Genomic DNA, 18,412 nt, shown 5'->3' on the forward strand with positions numbered 1-18,412 from the left:
GTCCTTGCCGAGGAGATGGCAATGTATCGATGGGTAAGCCGATTCATCAGCTACCGCACGTTCTATCTGTGGCGGGCGCGTTTCTACTACTACACCCGCAATCTGGATCGCTGGGTGCAGTTCACCTTGTTGTGCCTGGTGGGCATGGTGCTGGTGCTCTGGTACCACTGGCGGGTGGCGAGCGTGCCGCCACCGCGCGTGCATCCGGAGGCCGCCGCGGTGCGCGTGGAGAACATCACCCAGGAGGCGATCCATCGCATCGTGCTGGTGCGGCATGGTGGCCCGACACCGGGCGAGCCGTTCACCACGCCGGAAGACGTCCGCGCGGGAACGCTGCGCACCCTGCGGGTGCGACAACTGCTGGACAGTGAGAGGGTGTGGCAGCTGAAAGCCCACATGCTGGCCGACATGGCGGCGTACATCGAAGCCACGGGCAGCTGCTTCCCCTTCCTATGCTGGCAGGTGAGCCACCGGCTGGAGCTCATGCGTGCGGCGGAGGCGGAGAACGCGGCCATCAACCGGGGGCTGGAGCCGGTGCTGGAGGTGCCGTTGGACAGGATGCCCAACCTCAACGGCGGTGAGCGCGCGCGGATACAGACGGCGTGGTCGGACCCGTTCGGCGATGTCTACAACCAGACCTGGTTGCTGGGCGATCTGCAGAACATGCACGCGCGGATGATGATGGCGTACCCGCAGCGGGTGGGAGCACCGTGGCTGATGCGCCTGCTTGGCGATGAGCCGGAGGAGCAGCACCATGATGTCTGGTAGGGCAGCGCGACTTCTGTAGAGCCGAGCCATGCTCGGCTGCTCTTGGGCCAGGTGTCCGCATGCCTGATGCATCGTGCGGACCAACGGTCCGCACCCACCAGAAGAAGGAAGCAGGCAGCGCGCCTTCTGTAGAGCCGAGCCATGCTCGGCTGCTCTTGGGCCAGGTGTCCGCACGCCTGATGCACCGTGCGGACCAACGGTCCGCACCTACCAGAAGAAGGAAGCAGGCAACGCGCCTTCTGTAGAGCCGAGCCATGCTCGGCTGCTCTTGGGGCAGGTGTCCGCATGCCTGATGCACAGTGCGGACCAACGGTCCGCACCCCAAGGTCGGCGCAACCGTCACCCCCCGATATACGCGGTGATCTCCGCCTGGGCCAGCAGCTGCCGCAACTGTGCGACAGACGCGCGTCGCATCGGCTTCTCATCCACCGGCGACAAGGGCGCCTGGCGCAGGGCGTCATACGGCAGCACGGCCAGGTCGAAGGTCAGCTCCTCGGCGCTGAACACCCACACCGGTACCTCCAGGCAGCGTTCGCGGTCCATCCGCAACCGGCGCGTCCGCGATTCGGCGGGAATGCCGTGTTCGTCGAGGAAGCGATGCACGGCTTCCGGGTCGTCGCTGTGCAGGTGCAGCTGCACGGGGCTGTTGGCATCGGCGGTGCCCTCCAGCACCGGGCCGGCCAGGCGCGGTGCGAAGCCGTGCAGGAACTCCAGCGCACGCAACGCGGCTTCGCGGCGGCGCTGCAGTTCGTTGCCGTGCTGGGGGCCGGAGAACAGCCGCTGGTACTCGCGGAGGGCGTCTTCGATCTCGGTGTTGCGGGGCAGGGAGGCATCGTCGTGGATGCCGAGCCGGCTGGCGGCCTTCAACTTGGCCTGGTGGTAGTCGCGGATGCCGCCTTCGGCCATCAGGCGGGCGGCTTCGTGGGCGAGGCGATGGCGCCGCTCGCGGGTCTGGCTGGCAGCATGCTGACGGGCGCGATGCATGCGATGACTCCTGTTGCGACCTGGCTACAGACTAGCGCAAGGATGTGACATCCGCGTGGGTATTTCATGGAGGCGAGCAAGCGGGTGTCGTTGATCCTGTAGAGCCGAGCCCATGCTCGGCTGCTCTACCGCAGGCGCCCGGAGCCGAGCATGGGCTCGGCTCTACAGCCGCATGGGTGCCAACTCACCGTTGGCACCCACCAGAACCTTCCTCAGAAGATATCGAACGCGGCGGCGTCGGCCTGCGGCGTATTGAGGTTCAGGTCGTAGTCGGTCAGGCGGTCCATGTCTTCCACCTTCACCCACTCGGTCGCGCCGTTGAGGGTGGCCTGGACCATGCCGCTGGGCGGGTCGTTCTGCGCGATCGGGGTGTCCTTCAGCGCGGTGCGCATGTAGTCGATCCAGATCGGCAGGGCGGCCTTGCCACCGTATTCGCGGTAACCCAGCGAACGGAAGTCGTCGCGGCCCACCCACACGGTGGTCACGTACGGGCCACCGAAGCCGGAGAACCAGGCGTCGCGGTGGTCGTTGGTGGAGCCGGTCTTGCCGCCCACGTCCTCGCGGCCGAGCACCTTGGCCTGGACGCCGGTACCGCGCTGGACCACGTCGCGCATCATCGATACCAGCTGGTAGGCGGTGCGGGCGTCGATCGCGCGCGGGGCAGTGCGGGCATCCGGGTTGGCCGGTGCCGCCGGGGTTTCGACCTTGGCTTCGGCCTTGGCGGCGGCCGGGTCCACCTTCGGGGCCGGAGCGCCGAAGTTGAAGCCGTCCACCACCTGGTTGACCGGCTGGTCACTGCTGCCGGCGCAGTCGCGGCAGGCCAGCGCCGGGTTTTCCTTGAACACCAGGTTGCCGTCGCGGTCATTGACCTGGTCGATCAGCCAGGTGTCCACGCGCGAGCCGCCGTTGGCGAACACGGCGTAGCCGCGCGCCACCGACAGCGGGGTCAGCGAGGCGGTGCCCAGCGACATCGACAGGTTCGGCGGCAGCTCCGATTCGGCAAAGCCAAACTCGCTGATGTACTTGCGTGCGTAGTCCACGCCCATGCCATCGAGCAGGCGCACCGACACCAGGTTGCGTGACTGCACCAGCGCTTCGCGCAGACGCATCGGGCCGCGGAAGCCGCCGCCGTCGTTCTGCGGGGCCCAGGTCTTGCCGCGGCGGTCGCGGAACACGACCGGGGCGTCGAGCACGATCGAGGCCGGGTTGTAGCCCTTGTCGAAGGCGGCTGCGTAGACGAATGGCTTGAAGCTCGAACCCGGCTGGCGGCGGGCCTGGGTGGCGCGGTTGAACTTGTTGCCGGAGAAGCTGAAGCCACCCACCAGCGCCTTCAGCGCGCCGCTGTGGGCATCCAGCGAGACCAGCGCGGACTGGCCGCGCGGGATCTGGTCCAGCAGCCACTCGCCCTCCTTGGCCCCGGCGCGCACGCGCACGATGTCACCGCGCTGCACCAGCTTGCCCGGGGTCTTGTTGGTCCACTTGGCGGCGCCGGCCGGCAGCACGATCTCGCTGCGGTTGGCCAGCACCACGGTGGCGCTGCCGTCGGCGCCGGTACTGGCGACGATCGCCGGCAGCAGGCCGGCCTGGCCGTACATGCCGCGCAGGTGCTCGGCCAGGGCGGCGGCGTCTTCGCCGGCACCCACCTGCACCTGCTTCTCCACGCCGTGCCAGCCGTGGCGGTGGTCGTACAGCAGCAGGCCGTCGCGCACCGACTGGTTCGCGGCGGTCTGCAGGGTGGAGTCGATGGTAGTGGTGACGTGATAGCCCTTGTTGACCACGTCGCCGCCGAAGCGGGCGATCATCTCCTGGCGCACCAGCTCGGCCACGTACGGAGCATCGACCTGCACCGGCGGCTCATGCGCGGTGGCGTGCATCGGCACGGCCTTGGCCGCGTCGGCCTCGGCCTGGCTGACGAATTTCAGGTCGGCCATGCGCTGCAGCACGTAGTTGTCGCGGCGCTGGCGGGCACGCTCGGGGTTGGAGATCGGGTTGCCCGACGAGGGGAACTTGGGGATGCCGGCCAGCGAGGCCATCTCATCCAGGTCCAGCTCGTTCAGTTTCTTGCCGTAATAGAACTCGGCGGCAGCGGCCACGCCGTAGGCGCGGTTGCCGAAGAAACTCTTGTTCAGGTACAGCTCGAAGATCTCGTCCTTGCTCAGCTCGGACTCGATCTTGCGCGCCAGCAGGATCTCGGCCAGCTTGCGGGTGTAGCTGTACTCGGAGCTGAGGAAGAACTGGCGGGCCACCTGCTGGGTGATGGTGGAGCCACCCGGCACGCGCTTGTCGCTGGTGGTGGCCAGCAGCCAGACCGCCCGGCCGATGCCCATGTAGTCCACGCCGCCGTGCTCGTAGAAGCGGGCGTCCTCGGTCGCCAGGAAGGCCTGCTTCAGCTTCTCCGGCACGTCCTTCATGGTGATCGGGGTCCGCCGGGTCTCGCCGAACACCGCCATCAGCTTGCCATCGGCAGCATAGACGTACATCGGCTCCTGCATTTCCACGTCGCGCAGGGTCTGCACGTCGGGAAGCTTGGAGGAAACGGCGTAGTACAGACCGCCCACGGCGGCCGCGCCGATCAGCGCCAGGACCAGGACAATCAAGAAGATCCAGCGCAGCCAGCGGCGGAGTCGAGTCATCGGGTTCAGATTCCGATTGCGAATTTCGTGGTCGCAGAGTATAGATTACGCAAGGTGCCGGCTGGGGTCGGCACCGGGGAGCGCAAGGGGAACAGTCAGGGGCTGCATGGTGAATCCGTGAAGGAATTCACAGCAGGGCCGTTGCCATTTGCTAAGAATACGTTATTAATGCTTGGGCGCAGGTCTTGCGTCCAAGTGCCCGTCGGCAGGGGAGAAACCGTGGGGCTCATCCCAAAAAGTCAGTCGCCGCTCGTAGGCGTCGACATCAGTTCGACTGCGGTAAAGCTTTTGCAGCTGTCCCGCAGCGGCAATCGTTTCCGCGTGGAACATTACGCTGTGGAACCTCTGCCGCCCAATGCGGTGGTGGAGAAGAACATCGTTGAAGTGGAGGCCGTGGGTGAGGCCATCCGTCGGGCGATGAACCGTTCAGGCAGCAAGGCCAAATTGGCCGCTGCCGCCGTCGCGGGGTCGGCAGTGATCACCAAGGTGATCCCGATGCCGGCCGATCTCGACGAAAACGACATGGAAGCCCAGATCGAGCTGGAAGCGGTCAACTACATTCCGTATCCGATCGAGGAAGTGAACCTGGACTTCGAGGTGATCGGGTCGATCCCGAACAACCCGGAGATGGTCCAGGTGCTGCTGGCCGCGTCGCGTTCGGAGAATGTCGAGCTGCGCCAGTCCGCGCTGGAACTCGGTGGCCTGCAGGCCAAGGTGATGGACGTGGAGGCCTTCGCGGTCGAGAACGCCTACGCTCTGGTCGCCAGCGAGCTGCCGGTATCCATCGACGGCGTGGTCGCGCTGGTCGACATCGGCGCCACCATGACCACGCTCAATGTCCTGCGCGGCGGCCGCAGCCTCTACAGCCGCGAGCAGGTGTTCGGTGGCAAGCAGCTGACCGATGAGATCATGCGCCGCTACGGGCTGAGCTACGAGGAAGCCGGGCTGGCCAAGCGCCAGGGCGGCCTGCCGGAAAGCTACGAGATGGAAGTGCTGGAGCCGTTCAAGGAAGCCACGGTCCAGCAGATCAGCCGCCTGCTGCAGTTCTTCTACGCAGGCAGCGAATTCAACCGCGTCGATCACATCGTGCTGGCCGGCGGCTGCGCCGTGCTCGGTGGCCTGCCGGAGATGGTCGAGGAACAGCTGGGCGTGCCGACCGTGGTCGCCAACCCGCTGGCGCAGATGACCCTGGGGCCGAAGGTGAACGCGCATGCGTTGGCCCAGGATGCCCCCGCGCTGATGATCGCGACCGGTCTGGCGCTGAGGAGCTTTGACTGATGGCACGCATCAATCTATTGCCCTGGCGCGCCGAGCGGCGCAAGCAACGCCAGCGCGAGTTCTACGCAATGCTGGGCATGGCCGCCGTCGGTGGCCTGCTGCTGTCGCTGATGATCTGGTTCTACTACGACCGTCAGGTGAGCGGCCAGATGGACCGCAATGCCTATCTGGAAGCCGAGATCGAGAAGGTCAAGGAACAGAACAAGGAGATCGACCGCCTCGACGCGCAGAAGGAACGCCTGCTGGCGCGCAAGAAGGTGATCGAGGAGCTGCAGGCCAAGCGCTCGCAGATGGTCCACCTGTTCGACGCGCTGGTGCGCACCATCCCCGACGGCGTGGTGCTGACCGCGCTGAAGCAGGAAGGGGATGTACTGACGCTGGAAGGCCGCACCCAGTCCAACGCCCGCGTTTCGGCCTACATGCGCAACCTGGAGACCTCCGGCTGGATGACCAACCCGGAGCTGTCGATCATCGAAGCGCGTGACCCGGAGAAGGACAAGGACGGCAAGGCCGGCCCGCTGGCCGACATCAAGGCGCTGCCCTACGTGTTCGTGGTCAAGGTGAAACTGCCGGCACAGAGCGAAGAGGTGTCGGCGACGCCGGGCCTGAACGCCGATGGCTCGGTGGCGACGGCTGCCCCGGCACCGGTGGCACCGTTGGCCGCAGGTCCGGATGCCGCGACGCCTGCGGCGCCGGCGGCGGGCCAGCCGGCAGCAGCTCCCGCCGCACCGGCCACTGCACCGGCCACGCCGGCCAAGCCGAACCAACCGGCCGCTCCGGCCGCCGCGCCGGCCCCGGCACCTGCCCCGAAGCCTGAGGGCAGCCGCCTGGCGCAGCCGCCGCAGGCCTTCAATGCGCTGCTGCAGGGGGACCGCGCATGAGCCAGAAGATCGACATCAAGAACCTGGATTTCAACGACATCGGCAACTGGCCGCAGAAGGCCAAGATCGTCTTCTGCTCGTTGCTGGCGCTGGTCATCATGTTCGTGGCGTGGATGCTGCTGATCAGCGGCAAGCGCGAAGAACTGGCCGGCCTGGAATCGAAGGAAGTCGAGCTGCGCACCGAGTTCACCAAGCAGCAGGAACGCGCGGTGAACCTGGGGCCGCTGAAGCAGCAGCTGGCGCAGATGGAGCAGGTGCTGCAGCAGATGCTGCGGCAGCTGCCGAGCAAGACCGAAATGCCCGACCTGATCATCGACATCTCGCAGACCGCGCTGTCCAGCGGCCTGACCAACGAGCTGTTCGAGCCGGAGCAGGAGCAGATCAAGGAGTTCTACGCCGAGAAGCCGATCAAGCTGCGCATGGTGGGCAGTTACCACCAGTTCGGCGCGTTCGTCAGTGGCGTGGCCTCGCTGCCGCGGGTGGTGATCCTGACCATGCATGACATCAACCTCAAGCCCAAGGAAAAGACCGGCGGCAACGTCCGCAGCGGTGCACTGGAACTGTCCGGTACGGTCAAGACCTACCGCTACCTGGACGAGACCGAGGTGCAGGCGCAGCAGGCGTCCGACGCTGGCAAGGAGGGCAAGAAGTGATGCGCGCGCAGACCGTACGTGGTGCGATGGTGCTGGCTGTGCTGCTGCTGGCTGGTTGCGGCCGTGGCGTGACCAGCACGCCCGGCGACGCACCGAACCTTGAGAAGTGGGTGGAAGGCGAGCGCGCGCGACCGGCGCAACCGCTGGAGCCGCTGCCGGTGATGCAGCAGTTCGAGACCTTTGAATACTCCGCGCAGGGCATGCGCGATCCGTTCACCGATGCCTGGACCAATCCGCAGCAGGGGAACGGCGGATTGCGACCGGACCCGAACCGGCGCAAGGAGCCGCTGGAAGGCTTCCCGCTGGATGCGCTGGACATGGTCGGCACCATCGGTACCGGCGCAGGTACCGTGGCGCTGGTGATGGGGCCGGACAAGGTCACCTACCGGGTTCGCCCGGGCGGTTACCTGGGGCAGAGCGACGGGCGGGTCACGGCGGTCTTCGAAGACCGCGTGGAGCTGATCGAACTGGTGCCGGATGGCGCGGGTGGCTGGCTGGAACGGCCGGCAACGCTCTCGCTTGAAGATCAATGATCGTTTACTGGGGATAGCACGATGACCTTTCACCAAGCCAAGGGGCTGCGTCCCATCCGGCGCTCTACCTTGAACCGTGTCAGCGCGCTGGGAGTCGCGCTGATGCTGGCCTGCGCTCCGGCGCTGGCTGCCGCACCGGCGGAAAAGCCGGTGGGCGCCACCGTGGCACCGGCCGCCGCGCCGGCGGGCCTGTCGGTGGCCAAGATCGATTTCAAGCGTGGCGATGACGGCGCCGGGCGCCTGATCGTGCAGTTCGACGGGCAGGGCGCGATCCCTGACCTGCGCACGCAGGGCAACAGCGTCGTGGTCGACGTCGGCAATGCCCGGCTGCCGGCCAACCTGCAGAAGCCGATGAACGTCACCGACTTCGCCACGCCGGTACAGCGCATCGACGCCAAGCCGTCGGGCGCCGGTACCCAGCTGGTGCTGAGCACCGGTGGCGCGGTGGAGTCGCTGGCCTACCAGAGCGGCAACGAATACGTGGTCGAGATCAGCCCGCGCCAGGCCCAGGCCGCCGTGGGTGCGGTCACCGCCGGCAGCGTCACCCAGGCGGCCAAGGCCGTCGGCCAGCGCGGCTTCACCGGCAAGCCGGTGACCTTCAACTTCCAGGACGTGCCGGTGCGCACCGTGCTGCAGTTGATCGCCGAGGAGTCCAACCTGAACGTGGTGGCGTCCGACTCGGTGCAGGGCAACGTGACCCTGCGCCTGGTCAATGTGCCGTGGGACCAGGCGCTGGACATCGTCCTGCGCGCCAAGGGCCTGGACAAGCGTCGTGACGGCAGCGTGATCTGGGTGGCGCCGCAGGCCGAACTGGCCAAGTTCGAGCAGGAGAAGGAAGACGCGCGCATCGCCATCGAGAACCGCGAAGACCTGCAGACCGACTACATCCAGATCAACTACCACAGCGCCACACAGATCTTCAAAGCGCTGACCGAGGCCAAGGGCATCGGCGGCGGCGGTGGTGGTGGCAGTGGTGGTGGTTCGGGCAACTCCTCGCAGGAAGACAGTGGCTTCCTGTCCTCGCGTGGTCGCATCGTGGCCGACGAGCGTACCAACACGCTGATGATCAGCGACATCCCGAAGAAGATCGCGCGCATGCGCGAGCTGATCAACGTGATCGACCGCCCGGTCGACCAGGTGCTGATCGAAAGCCGCATCGTCATCGCCACCGACACCTTCGCCCGCGAGCTGGGCGCGAAGTTCGGTGTCAGCGGCAGCCGCGACAATGTCTATTTCAGCGGCAATCTCGAGGCCAACCGCTTGACCCGGGAATCGCAGGTCAAGTCCGCGCAGGACAACGCCAAGGCCGAGCGCGACTGGATCGCCGGTGGCCGGGTGGGCCCGGCTCCTGTCCCGGTGGGCTCGACCATCACCCGTGGCCTGAACTGGAACCTGCCGGTGGCTGCCGCCAGCAACCCGGGTTCGCTGGCACTGTCCATCCTCAATGCCGGTTACCTGCTGGACGTGGAGCTGTCGGCCATGCAGCAGGAGTCGCGAGGCGAGGTGATCTCCAACCCGCGCGTGGTCACCACCAACCAGCGCGAAGCGATGATCAAGCAGGGCAAGGAAATCGGCTACGTCACCATCAGCGGTGGTGGCGCTGGCGGCGTCGCGACCCCGAACGTCCAGTTCAAGGAAGTGGTGCTGGAGCTGAAGGTCACCCCGACCATCACCAACGACAACCGCGTGTTCCTCAACATGCAGGTGAAGAAGGACGAAGTCGACCAGCTGATCCAGCTGGAGGGCTACGGCACCGTGCCGTCGATCAACCGTCGCGAAGTCAACACCGCGGTGCTGGTCGAGGATGGGCAGACCGTGGTGATCGGTGGCGTCTACGAGTTCACCGATCGCAACAGCATCAGCAAGGTGCCGTTCCTGGGCGACGTGCCGTTCCTGGGCAACCTGTTCAAGAAGCGCGGTCGCAACAAGGACAAGGCCGAACTGCTGGTGTTCGTCACCCCGAAGGTGCTACGCGTGGCCAAGCAGAACTGAGCCCGCGCCTCCCGCGAAACGAAGAAGGGCCGCCCCGTGCGGCCCTTTTTCGTTTGGGCTGGCGGCATGCACGAAGCAGATCCATGCCCGGTGTGGACGGCTGTTCAGCGGTTCTTGATGCCAATCGCAGGGCACCCTGCGATGATGTCGGGAACCCGTGCCGTCCTGCGCCGGTCAAAGGCCCCCATGAACCTGCCACCGCCGATGCCCGAAACCGTCTCGCCGCCGCCCGCGCCGGCCACCTCCCGCCTGCATGCGGCGTTCACCCAGCTGCGCGACGCGCTGTCGGCCGAGATCGTCGGCCAGGCGGCACTGGTCGAACGCCTGCTGATTGCATTGTTGGCCGACGGCCATCTGCTGGTGGAGGGCGCGCCGGGCCTGGCCAAGACCACGGCGATCCGTGCACTGGCCTCGCGCCTGGAAGCAGACTTTGCCCGCGTGCAGTTCACCCCCGACCTGCTGCCGGCCGACCTCACCGGCACCGAGATCTGGCGCCCGCAGGAGGGCCGCTTCGAGTTCGTGCCCGGCCCGATCTTCCACCCGATCCTGCTGGCCGACGAGATCAACCGGGCACCGGCCAAAGTGCAGTCGGCGCTGCTGGAGGCCATGGGCGAGCGCCAAGTCACGGTTGGCCGCCATACCTATGCGCTGCCGCCGCTGTTCCTGGTGATGGCCACGCAGAACCCGATCGAGCAGGAGGGCACCTTCCCGCTGCCGGAAGCGCAGCTGGACCGTTTCCTGATGCATGTGCGCATCGGTTACCCGGACCAGGCCGCCGAATCGGAAATCCTGCGGCTGGCCCGTGAGCGTGCCCGTGGTGCATTGGGCGAGGCTGCGCCGGCGCCGGACAAGATGCCGATGCAGGACGTGTTCGACGCCCGCCGCGAAGTGCTGGACCTGCACATGGCACCGGCACTGGAGCGCTACCTGATCGAACTGGTGCTGGCCTCGCGCGATCCCGCGCGCTACGACGCCGGCCTCGGCCGCCGCATCGCCTGGGGGGCAAGCCCGCGCGGTTCCATCGCACTGGAGCGCTGTGCCCGTGCGCGGGCGTGGCTGGCCGGCCGTGACTTCGTCACGCCCGACGACGTGCGTGCAGTCGCCGCCGACGTGCTGCGCCATCGCGTGCTGCCCAGCTATGAAGCCACCGCCGAGGGCTGGGACGGCGAGCGCCTGGTGCAGGAGCTGCTGGCCCGGGTGCCGGCACCCTGAGCCTGCGCATGACCGATCCATCCCTGGAACAGGCACCGTCCGCGCTCGAAGGTGACGGGCTGCGCCCGCAGCTGGCCGAACTGGTCGCGCTACGGCGGCTGGCACAGCGTCCGCCGCCGCCGCGCCGTGGCCGCACCGGCAACGCGGGCCAGGCACCGTCCCAACTGCGCGGCCGCGGCATGGAATACGCCGAGTCGCGCGAATATGTAGCTGGCGACGACGCGCGCCACATCGATTGGCGCGTGACTGCGCGCACCGGCCGCGCCCATACCAAATTGTTCCAGGCCGAGCGCGAGCGGGTCAGCCTGATCGTGGCCGATACGTCGCCGGCGCTGTACTTCGGCACGCGCGTGCGCTTCAAATCGGTACAGGCCGCCCGTGCCGGTGCGGTTGCCGCGTGGTCGGCGCAGCGCCGCGGCGACCGCGTGGGTGCGCTGCGCGGCAGTGACCGCGAAGCGCCGATTGCCCCTGCGGGCGGGCCACGCGGCGTGCTGCGCGTGCTCGACGCGCTGACCCGCTGGTATGCACAGCCGCCGGCCGACGATCTGGGCCTGGCGCGTGCACTGGATCATGCCGGTCGCGTGCTGCGCCCGGGGGCACGCATGCTGGTGCTGGCCGATCCGCAGCAGGCCATCCGCATTCCGCCCGCGCGCTGGAGCGCGCTGGCCCAGCATCACGATCTCAGCCTGGTGCTGCTGGTTGATCCGCTGGAACTGCATCCCCCCTCGGCGGCGCTGCAGTTCCAGACCGCACAGCAGCGCATCGGCCTCGACCTGCGCCGCAGTGAAGTGCAGGCGCATTGGCAGGCACACTTCGTCGAACCGCTGCAGGAACTGCGGCGCCAGCTCGGCGCACGCCGTGTTGATGTGCAGGTGCTGTCCACGGATGCGCCCAGCGACGCGTGGCTGGCGCCATCACCGACCGAGGTGCCGGCGTGAGCGCCGCGCTGCCGCTGCGCGATGTGCAGTTGCCACCGGCACCTTCATGGTGGCCGCCTGCCCCCGGTTACCTGATGGTCGGCGCGGCGGTTGTGCTGGTGCTGTTGGTGATCGCCGTGCTGATGTGGCGGCGTCGCCGTCGCCGCCAGCGTTGGTTGCAGCTGTTCGATAGCGAACTGGCAGCCACCACCGACGCTGCGGCCGAACTGGCGGCCATTGCCGGATTGCTGCGCCGTGCCGCACGCCGTGCAAAGCCGGGCAGTGAATCGCTGCGCGATGATGCCTGGTGGCAGCGTGTAGACCCGCAGGGCACGTTGCCCGATGCGCGTCGCAGCCTGCTGGCCGAAGGCGCGTATCGCCCACGCGTCGACAGCAACGACGTGGCGGCCGTGCGCAGCTGGGCCCGCGAGCGCTATCTGGCGATGCTGCTGGAGCGCCGCCGATGAACCTCTGGACGACCTATTGGCCATGGCCGGACCTGCAGCTGGCATGGCCACTGGCATTGCTCGCGCTGCCGTTGCCGTTGCTGATGCGCTGGTGGAAGCGCCGTGCAGAACCGGGCGCCGCGCTGCGTGTGCCGTACGCCGCCGCCGAGCTCGAAGCGCTGTCCGGTGGGGGCCGCGTCGACGTGTCGTGGCTGCGCACGCTGCTGCTATGGCTGGGCTGGTGCGCGCTGTGCATCGCGCTGGCACGGCCGCAGCAGCTGGGCGAAGCCATCACGCCGCCGCAGCAGGGCCGGCAGATGATGCTGGCGATGGACGTGTCCGGCAGCATGGGCGAGGGTGACATGGTGCTGGGAGCCCAGGCGGTTGATCGCCTCACCGCGGCCAAGGCCGTGCTGGCCGACTTCCTGGATCGTCGTGCCGGCGACCGCGTCGGCCTGCTGATTTTCGGTGATCGCGCCTACACGCTTACGCCGCTTACCGCAGACCTGGCCAGCGTGCGCGATCAGCTGCGCGACAGCGTGGTCGGCCTGGCCGGGCGCGAGACCGCCATCGGTGATGCCATCGGCCTGGCAGTGAAGCGCCTGCGCAGCCAGCCGGAGGGACAGCGCGTGCTGATCCTGTTGACCGATGGTGTCAGCAACGCCGGTGTGCTGGAGCCGCTGCGCGCCGCGGAAGTCGCGCGCGCCGAAGGCGTGCGCATCCACACGGTTGCATTCGGCGGCGATGGCAGCATGCGCCTGTTTGGTATCCCGATTTCCACCGACCAGGATCCGGTCGATGAGGCCACCCTGAAGAAGATCGCCAGCATGACCGGTGGCCAGTTCTTCCGCGCGCGTGACACCGCGCAGCTGGCCGGGATCTACGCCGAGCTCGATCGCCTGGAGCCGGTCGCCGCGAAGGGGCCGAGCCTGCGTCCGCGCGAAGAACGCTATGCCTGGCCGTTGGGGCTGGCGTTGCTGCTGGGCGTGCTGGCCTGGCTGTGGCCGGAGCGTCGCCGATGATCGCGTTTGCTTCGAATCTCCCCGATTGGAGCGCATTGCACTTCCTGCGACCGGAGTGGTTGTGGGCGCTGCTGGCGTTGCCCCTGATCCTCGCGCTCGCGGTGTACCGGCAGCGACGCAGTGATGCGTGGCGGCAGGCGGTGGACGCACACCTGTTGCCACATCTGCTGGCCGCGGGCGCGAAGCGGCGAGTGCGCCTGCCATGGGCGCTGCTGCTGGGCTGGACACTGGCATCGCTGGCCATGGCCGGGCCGAGCTGGCGCCAGCAGGCACAACCGATGTTCCAGGCCAGCGCACCGCTGCTGGTGGTGCTGGACCTGTCCAGCCGGATCACGGCAACCGATCTTCCGCCGTCGCGCCTGCTGCAGGCGCGGGCGAAAGTGGGCGAGCTGCTGCGCGCGCGCCAGGGCGGGCAGGTGGGGCTGGTGGTGTATGCCGATGATGCCTACACCGTGGCGCCGCTGACCGACGACGGCAGCAATGTTGCGTTGTATCTGGATGCGCTGTCGCCGGACGTGATGCCGCGTGATGGCCAGCGTGCCGACCGCGGCATCGACTGGGCGACACGCTTGATGCGGCAGATCGGCGCGTTGCAGGGGCAGATCCTGCTGGTCAGCGATCAGGCGGACAGCGAAGCTGCACTGGCGGCGGCGCAGGCACGCAGCCTGGGCCTGCAGGTGTCGGTGCTGGGCCTGGGCACGCCTGCCGGTGCGGCGTACCGCGATGGCAATGGGCAGATCCGCCAGGCCGCGCTGGATGAGGGCAGCCTGCGTGCAGTCGCCACTGCCGGTGGCGGCCGCTATGCGCGCATCTCTGCCGATGACGGCGATCTGCGTGCGCTCGGTGTACTCGACGCGCGCGACGGCACGGCGGCGCAGCGGCCGGGCGAAGGCAAGCAGTGGCGTGACGAAGGCTTCTGGTTGCTGCCGCCGGTGATGCTGCTGGCATTGCTGGCCTTCCGCCGTCGCGCGGTGCTGGCCGCGGTGCTCGCGGTGGGTCTGCTGCCATGGATGAATGACGCGCAGGCGCAGGCCCCTGCGACGCCTGTCTCGCAGCCGGCGCAGGGCACGCCGTGGAAGCGCAGCGACCAGCTGCAGCATCAACGCCTGGCCGAGGGGGTTCAGGCCTACCGCAAGGGCGACTTCGCCACTGCACGCAGACAGTTCGAAGGCATCGACAGCGATGCCGGTTGGTACAACCTGGCCAACACGCTTGCACGCGAAGGCAACTACGACGAAGCGATCGCCGCCTACGACCGCGCACTGGCGCTGCATCCGGGCATGGCCGATGCAGTGGCCAACCGCGCCGTGGTCGATGCCGCACGCAAGCGCAGGCCATCCGGGGGCGGCCAAGGCCAGGATCAACAGAAGCCACCGCAGAACGGGCAGCAGAAACAACCGCAGGGCCCGCAGGGCCAACAGAACCCACAGGGACAGCCGAAGCAGGGCCAGCAGCAACCCGGCCAGGGCCAGCCGCCGTCGGGCCAGCAGGGCCAGCCCAAGGCGGGTGACAACAACGCGCAGTCGGAGCCTCAGCCTGGCGAACGTGGCCGCGATGGCCAGCAGGCACCACCGCAGGTGGAAGATGCCAAGGCGCAGGCGCAGGCCGATGAACAGCAGCGCCAGCGCATGCAGCAGGCGATGCAGCAGGCACGCGAGGGTGAGGCCGGCAAGGGGGGCAAGCCAGTGCCGGGTGGTGAGGGCCGCACGCCGCGCCAGCGCGAGGAGCAACAGGCGGTGGAGGCATGGATGCGGCGTGTGCCGGATGATCCGGGCGCATTGCTGCGGGCCAAGTTCCAGCTGGAAAACGAACGCAGGAAGAGGGAAGGGCGATGACGCGGTCGATCAACATGCACGGGCACTGGCCTCGACAGGTACTGGCGGCGCTGCTGTTGTGGCTGCCGCTGCTGGCCTGGGCGCAGCCGCGCGCGTGGCTGGACCGCGACCGCATCGCGATGGGCGACACGGTCACGCTCAATGTCGAGAGCGACCAGGGCGCCCCTGACTTCACGCCATTGCGCACCGACTTCGACCTGAGCGGGCAGACCAGCAGCCGCCAGGTGGAATGGAGCAATGGCAGCATGCAGCAGCGCAACCTGTATGGCGTGGCGCTGACACCACGACGTAGTGGTGCGCTGGTGGTACCGGGCCTGCAGGTGGGCAGTGTGCGCACCGCACCGCTGACGCTGCAGGTCGATGCGGCGGCCGTGGCGGGGCCCGACAGCAATGCGATGGCCTTCATCGAAACCGTTGTCGATGACGATACGCCGTATGTGCAGCAGAGCGTGGGCGTGGTGGTGCGGCTGTACTTCGCCTCGCAGCTGGCCTCCGGCGAGCTGGTGCTGGATACCCCGGCGGGCGCGTCGTTGCAGCGTGTGGGCGACGACCGCACCGATGTACGCCAGGTCAACGGGCGCCGCTACAACGTGGTCGAACGGCGTTTCCTGCTGATCCCCGAGCGCAGCGGCGCGTTGCGCCTGGCCGGTGCCCGTTTCAGTGGGCGCAGTGCGGGTGGCTTCTTCGACGACTTCTTCGGCGGTGGCGATGGCCGCATGAATGCCACCGGCGCAGACCGCACGCTGCAGGTGCAGGCACAGCCGGCGCAGGCCCCGCAGCCGTGGCTGCCACTGCAGAGCCTGCAGCTGCGCTACACCAGTGCGCCGACCAGTGCCCGCACCGGTGAGGCCGCCAACGTGGTGGTCGAAGCGGTTGCCGAAGGCGCGACGCGCGCGCAGTTCACCGACCTGCCGGTGCCGGATGTCGGCACCAATGCGCAGGTGTTCGCCGAACCGACACAGTACGAAGAGACCTTCAACGGCAGCACGCCGCGCCTGAAGATCACCCGCCGCTATTCGATCGTGCCGCGCCAGCCGGGTTCGCTGGTGGTGCCGGGGCCGCGCCTGCCCTGGTGGGATGTGCGTAACGGCAAGGCGCAGGAGGCGAAGCTGCCGGACCTGACGCTGGCCGTCGCGGCCGGCACCGGCACCGGCACTGCCTCACCGGCGCCATTGCCGCCGATCGACACCGATGCCGCGCTGCCGGGCGCCGATGGCCAGGACAGCCGCATCGCCGCGACCGATCCGCGTGCCAGCGGCCTGTCCGAGCGTCCGTGGCCGTGGATGGCGGCGGCCATCGGCCTGGCGTTGCTGTGGCTGCTGACTCTCCTGTGGGGCTGGCAGCGAGGTCGGCGCCCGCGCGCAGTGGCGCCTGTAGCGGGCAAGCCCTCTGTGCCGACTGCGGCGGGCGGGCGTGCCGGCCTGGCAGAACTGCGCCGCGCGCTGGATGGCGAGGGCTTCGACCAGGTGGAAGCACAGCTGTGTGCGATGGCTGGTGTGGAACGCATCGAACAGGTCATCGCGCGGCTTGGGGATGCAGCCCAGCGTCAAGTGCTACAGGACCTGCAGCAGGCGCGGTGGGGCGGGCAGGGGGATCTGGCGCCGCTGCGCACGCGCCTGCGCGAGGTCTTCCGTGACGGACCGCACTGGTCGGCGGCTGCGGGCACCGCCGACACTGACCTGGCGCCGCTGTATCCGCCGCGGCGAACCTGAACCGGCGCCGCTTGCGCGCTTTGTTAGAGTGCATTCATTTTTCGAGGAAACCCGCGTATGACAGCAGCTGCTGCCGACAAGAAGAAGTTGCCCCTGCATTGGAAGATGGGCATCGGCTTTGCGATCGGCCTGGTCCTGGGACTGATCGTGCACGCCCTGGGCGGCAGCGTCGATGGTCTGCAGGCTGGTGCCAAGTGGGTAATGGACTACGTCACCACCCCGGCGTCGGGCCTGTTCCTCAACCTGATCTTCATGCTGATCGTGCCGCTGATCTTCTCGGCGCTGATCATGGGCGTGTCGGAGATGGGCGACATCCGCGCCCTCGGCCGCATCGGCTGGAAGACCCTGGCCTACACCGTGCTGCTGTCCGGCATCGCGGTGGGCATCGGCCTGGTGCTGGTCAACCTGCTCAAGCCGGGCGCGGGCGTCGATCCGCAGACTGCGGCACTGATGCTCTCGGAGAACGCCGAGCGCAGCAAGGAAATCGTCGCTGGCATCCACGGCACGCCGAAGGGCATGGACATGCTGCTGTCGATCGTGCCGAGCAACGTGCTGCAGGCCGCGTCGGACAACGGCGCGATCCTGTCGCTGATGTTCTTCGCGCTGATGTTCGGCATCGGCATGGTGCTGACCGACAATGAAAAGGTTGCCCCGCTGCGCCGCGCCATCGAAGGCGTGTTCGAAATCTCGATGACCCTGATCAACCTGGTCATCCGCCTGGCCCCTTATGCGGTGGCCTGCTTCATGTTCAACCTGGCCGCGCTGTTCGGCTTCGAGCTGATCATCCGCCTGGGTGCCTATGTGGGCGTGGTGGTGCTGGCGCTGGGTCTGCACATGATCGTGACCTACGGTACCGCGGTGTGGCTGTCCGGCCGCTCGCCGCTGTCGTTCTTCCGCGATACCCAGGAAGCAACGGTGATGGCGTTCTCCACCGCCTCCAGCAATGCCACCCTGCCGACCGCGCTGCGCGTGGCCGACCAGATGGGCCTGCCGCAGCGCGTGTCGCGCTTCGTGCTGACCGTGGGTGCCACCGCCAACCAGAACGGCACCGCGCTGTTCGAGGGCGTGACGGTGATCTTCCTGGCCCAGTTCTTCGGCGTTGACCTGAGCATCGGCCAGCAGATCATGGTGATGGCGGTCTGCATCCTCGGTGGCATCGGTACCGCCGGCGTGCCGTCGGGATCGCTGCCGGTGGTGGCGATGATCTGCGCGATGGTCGGTGTGAATCCGCTGGGCATCGGCCTGATCCTGGGCGTGAATCACTTCCTGGACATGTGCCGTACCGCGCTGAACGTGACCGGCGACCTGGCCCTGACCACGCTGGTGGCCAAGGGCGAGTCGCACGATGGCCCGGCCCTGGGTCCGCAGCAGGACTGAGTCCAACGCCACTGCTGGCGACCTGATCGGGGTCGGATTCCTTTCCGCAGGGAAAGGGCTCCGACCCCTTTCACATGCGGAATCCGGCGGAGATCATGACGTGCCGGCCAGCGGCCGGCACGACCGGGCAAGGTGAACTGACCCCCCGCCCGGCGACTATGGGACAATA

Annotated in this window: 15 protein-coding genes; 13 read left to right on the top strand and 2 right to left on the bottom strand. The window is 67.9% G+C overall.

The features are described 5' to 3' along the window. Window positions 1–21 precede the first annotated feature (21 nt). Window positions 22–768: a hypothetical protein gene (locus E5790_RS14065; RefSeq protein ID WP_111206039.1), complete on the top strand. Its 747-nt coding sequence runs from the start codon at window positions 22–24 to the stop codon at window positions 766–768. 339 nt (window positions 769–1,107) lie between these two features. Here the strand turns inward: E5790_RS14065 and E5790_RS14070 are convergent, their stop codons facing one another. After that, complete coding sequence (locus E5790_RS14070; RefSeq protein WP_111206040.1) at window positions 1,108–1,752, bottom strand: hypothetical protein; 645 nt, start codon at window positions 1,750–1,752, stop codon at window positions 1,108–1,110. A gap of 212 nt (window positions 1,753–1,964) precedes the next feature. Then, window positions 1,965–4,385: a penicillin-binding protein 1A gene (locus E5790_RS14075; RefSeq protein WP_046432301.1), complete on the bottom strand. Its 2,421-nt coding sequence runs from the start codon at window positions 4,383–4,385 to the stop codon at window positions 1,965–1,967. 219 nt (window positions 4,386–4,604) lie between these two features. Here E5790_RS14075 and E5790_RS14080 point away from each other — a divergent pair, with 219 nt between their 5' ends. The 12 genes from E5790_RS14080 (at window position 4,605) to E5790_RS14135 (ending at window position 18,243) form a co-directional block, all read left to right on the top strand. Continuing rightward, window positions 4,605–5,663 (top strand): pilus assembly protein PilM, encoded by a 1,059-nt coding sequence (locus E5790_RS14080; RefSeq protein WP_014038321.1) that lies wholly within the window; start codon window positions 4,605–4,607, stop codon window positions 5,661–5,663. After that, window positions 5,663–6,544, top strand: a complete 882-nt coding sequence (locus E5790_RS14085) for a PilN domain-containing protein (protein WP_014648259.1) — start codon at window positions 5,663–5,665, stop codon at window positions 6,542–6,544. Before E5790_RS14080 ends, E5790_RS14085 begins: the two co-directional genes overlap by 1 nt. Further along, a complete protein-coding gene (pilO, locus tag E5790_RS14090; protein WP_014648258.1) occupies window positions 6,541–7,197 on the top strand; it encodes a type 4a pilus biogenesis protein PilO in 657 nt (218 codons plus the stop codon). Before E5790_RS14085 ends, pilO begins: the two co-directional genes overlap by 4 nt. Beyond that, window positions 7,197–7,730, top strand: a complete 534-nt coding sequence (locus E5790_RS14095; RefSeq protein WP_005418914.1) for a pilus assembly protein PilP — start codon at window positions 7,197–7,199, stop codon at window positions 7,728–7,730. The genes pilO and E5790_RS14095 overlap by 1 nt, the downstream gene beginning before the upstream one ends. A gap of 21 nt (window positions 7,731–7,751) precedes the next feature. Then, window positions 7,752–9,722: a type IV pilus secretin PilQ family protein gene (locus E5790_RS14100; RefSeq protein ID WP_032962161.1), complete on the top strand. Its 1,971-nt coding sequence runs from the start codon at window positions 7,752–7,754 to the stop codon at window positions 9,720–9,722. Window positions 9,723–9,908: 186 nt separating this feature from the next. Next, window positions 9,909–10,934 carry a MoxR family ATPase gene (locus E5790_RS14105; protein ID WP_014648255.1) on the top strand — a complete coding sequence of 342 codons (1,026 nt, stop codon included), beginning with the start codon at window positions 9,909–9,911 and terminating at the stop codon, window positions 10,932–10,934. A gap of 8 nt (window positions 10,935–10,942) precedes the next feature. Continuing rightward, window positions 10,943–11,872: a DUF58 domain-containing protein gene (locus E5790_RS14110; protein WP_032962159.1), complete on the top strand. Its 930-nt coding sequence runs from the start codon at window positions 10,943–10,945 to the stop codon at window positions 11,870–11,872. Continuing rightward, window positions 11,869–12,318 carry a DUF4381 family protein gene (locus E5790_RS14115; protein ID WP_032962172.1) on the top strand — a complete coding sequence of 150 codons (450 nt, stop codon included), beginning with the start codon at window positions 11,869–11,871 and terminating at the stop codon, window positions 12,316–12,318. Before E5790_RS14110 ends, E5790_RS14115 begins: the two co-directional genes overlap by 4 nt. After that, window positions 12,315–13,319, top strand: a complete 1,005-nt coding sequence (locus tag E5790_RS14120) for a VWA domain-containing protein (protein WP_014648252.1) — start codon at window positions 12,315–12,317, stop codon at window positions 13,317–13,319. Before E5790_RS14115 ends, E5790_RS14120 begins: the two co-directional genes overlap by 4 nt. Next, window positions 13,316–15,154 (top strand): VWA domain-containing protein, encoded by a 1,839-nt coding sequence (locus E5790_RS14125; RefSeq protein WP_111206041.1) that lies wholly within the window; start codon window positions 13,316–13,318, stop codon window positions 15,152–15,154. The genes E5790_RS14120 and E5790_RS14125 overlap by 4 nt, the downstream gene beginning before the upstream one ends. Continuing rightward, on the top strand, window positions 15,151–16,866 hold the full coding sequence (locus E5790_RS14130) for a BatD family protein (protein WP_111206042.1): 1,716 nt from the start codon (window positions 15,151–15,153) through the stop codon (window positions 16,864–16,866). Before E5790_RS14125 ends, E5790_RS14130 begins: the two co-directional genes overlap by 4 nt. Before the next feature lie 57 nt (window positions 16,867–16,923). Continuing rightward, window positions 16,924–18,243, top strand: a complete 1,320-nt coding sequence (locus tag E5790_RS14135; RefSeq protein ID WP_014648249.1) for a dicarboxylate/amino acid:cation symporter — start codon at window positions 16,924–16,926, stop codon at window positions 18,241–18,243. Window positions 18,244–18,412 lie beyond the last annotated feature (169 nt).

The sequence above is a fragment of the Stenotrophomonas sp. PAMC25021 genome, from assembly GCF_004795795.1.
Lineage (GTDB): Bacteria > Pseudomonadota > Gammaproteobacteria > Xanthomonadales > Xanthomonadaceae > Stenotrophomonas > Stenotrophomonas muris.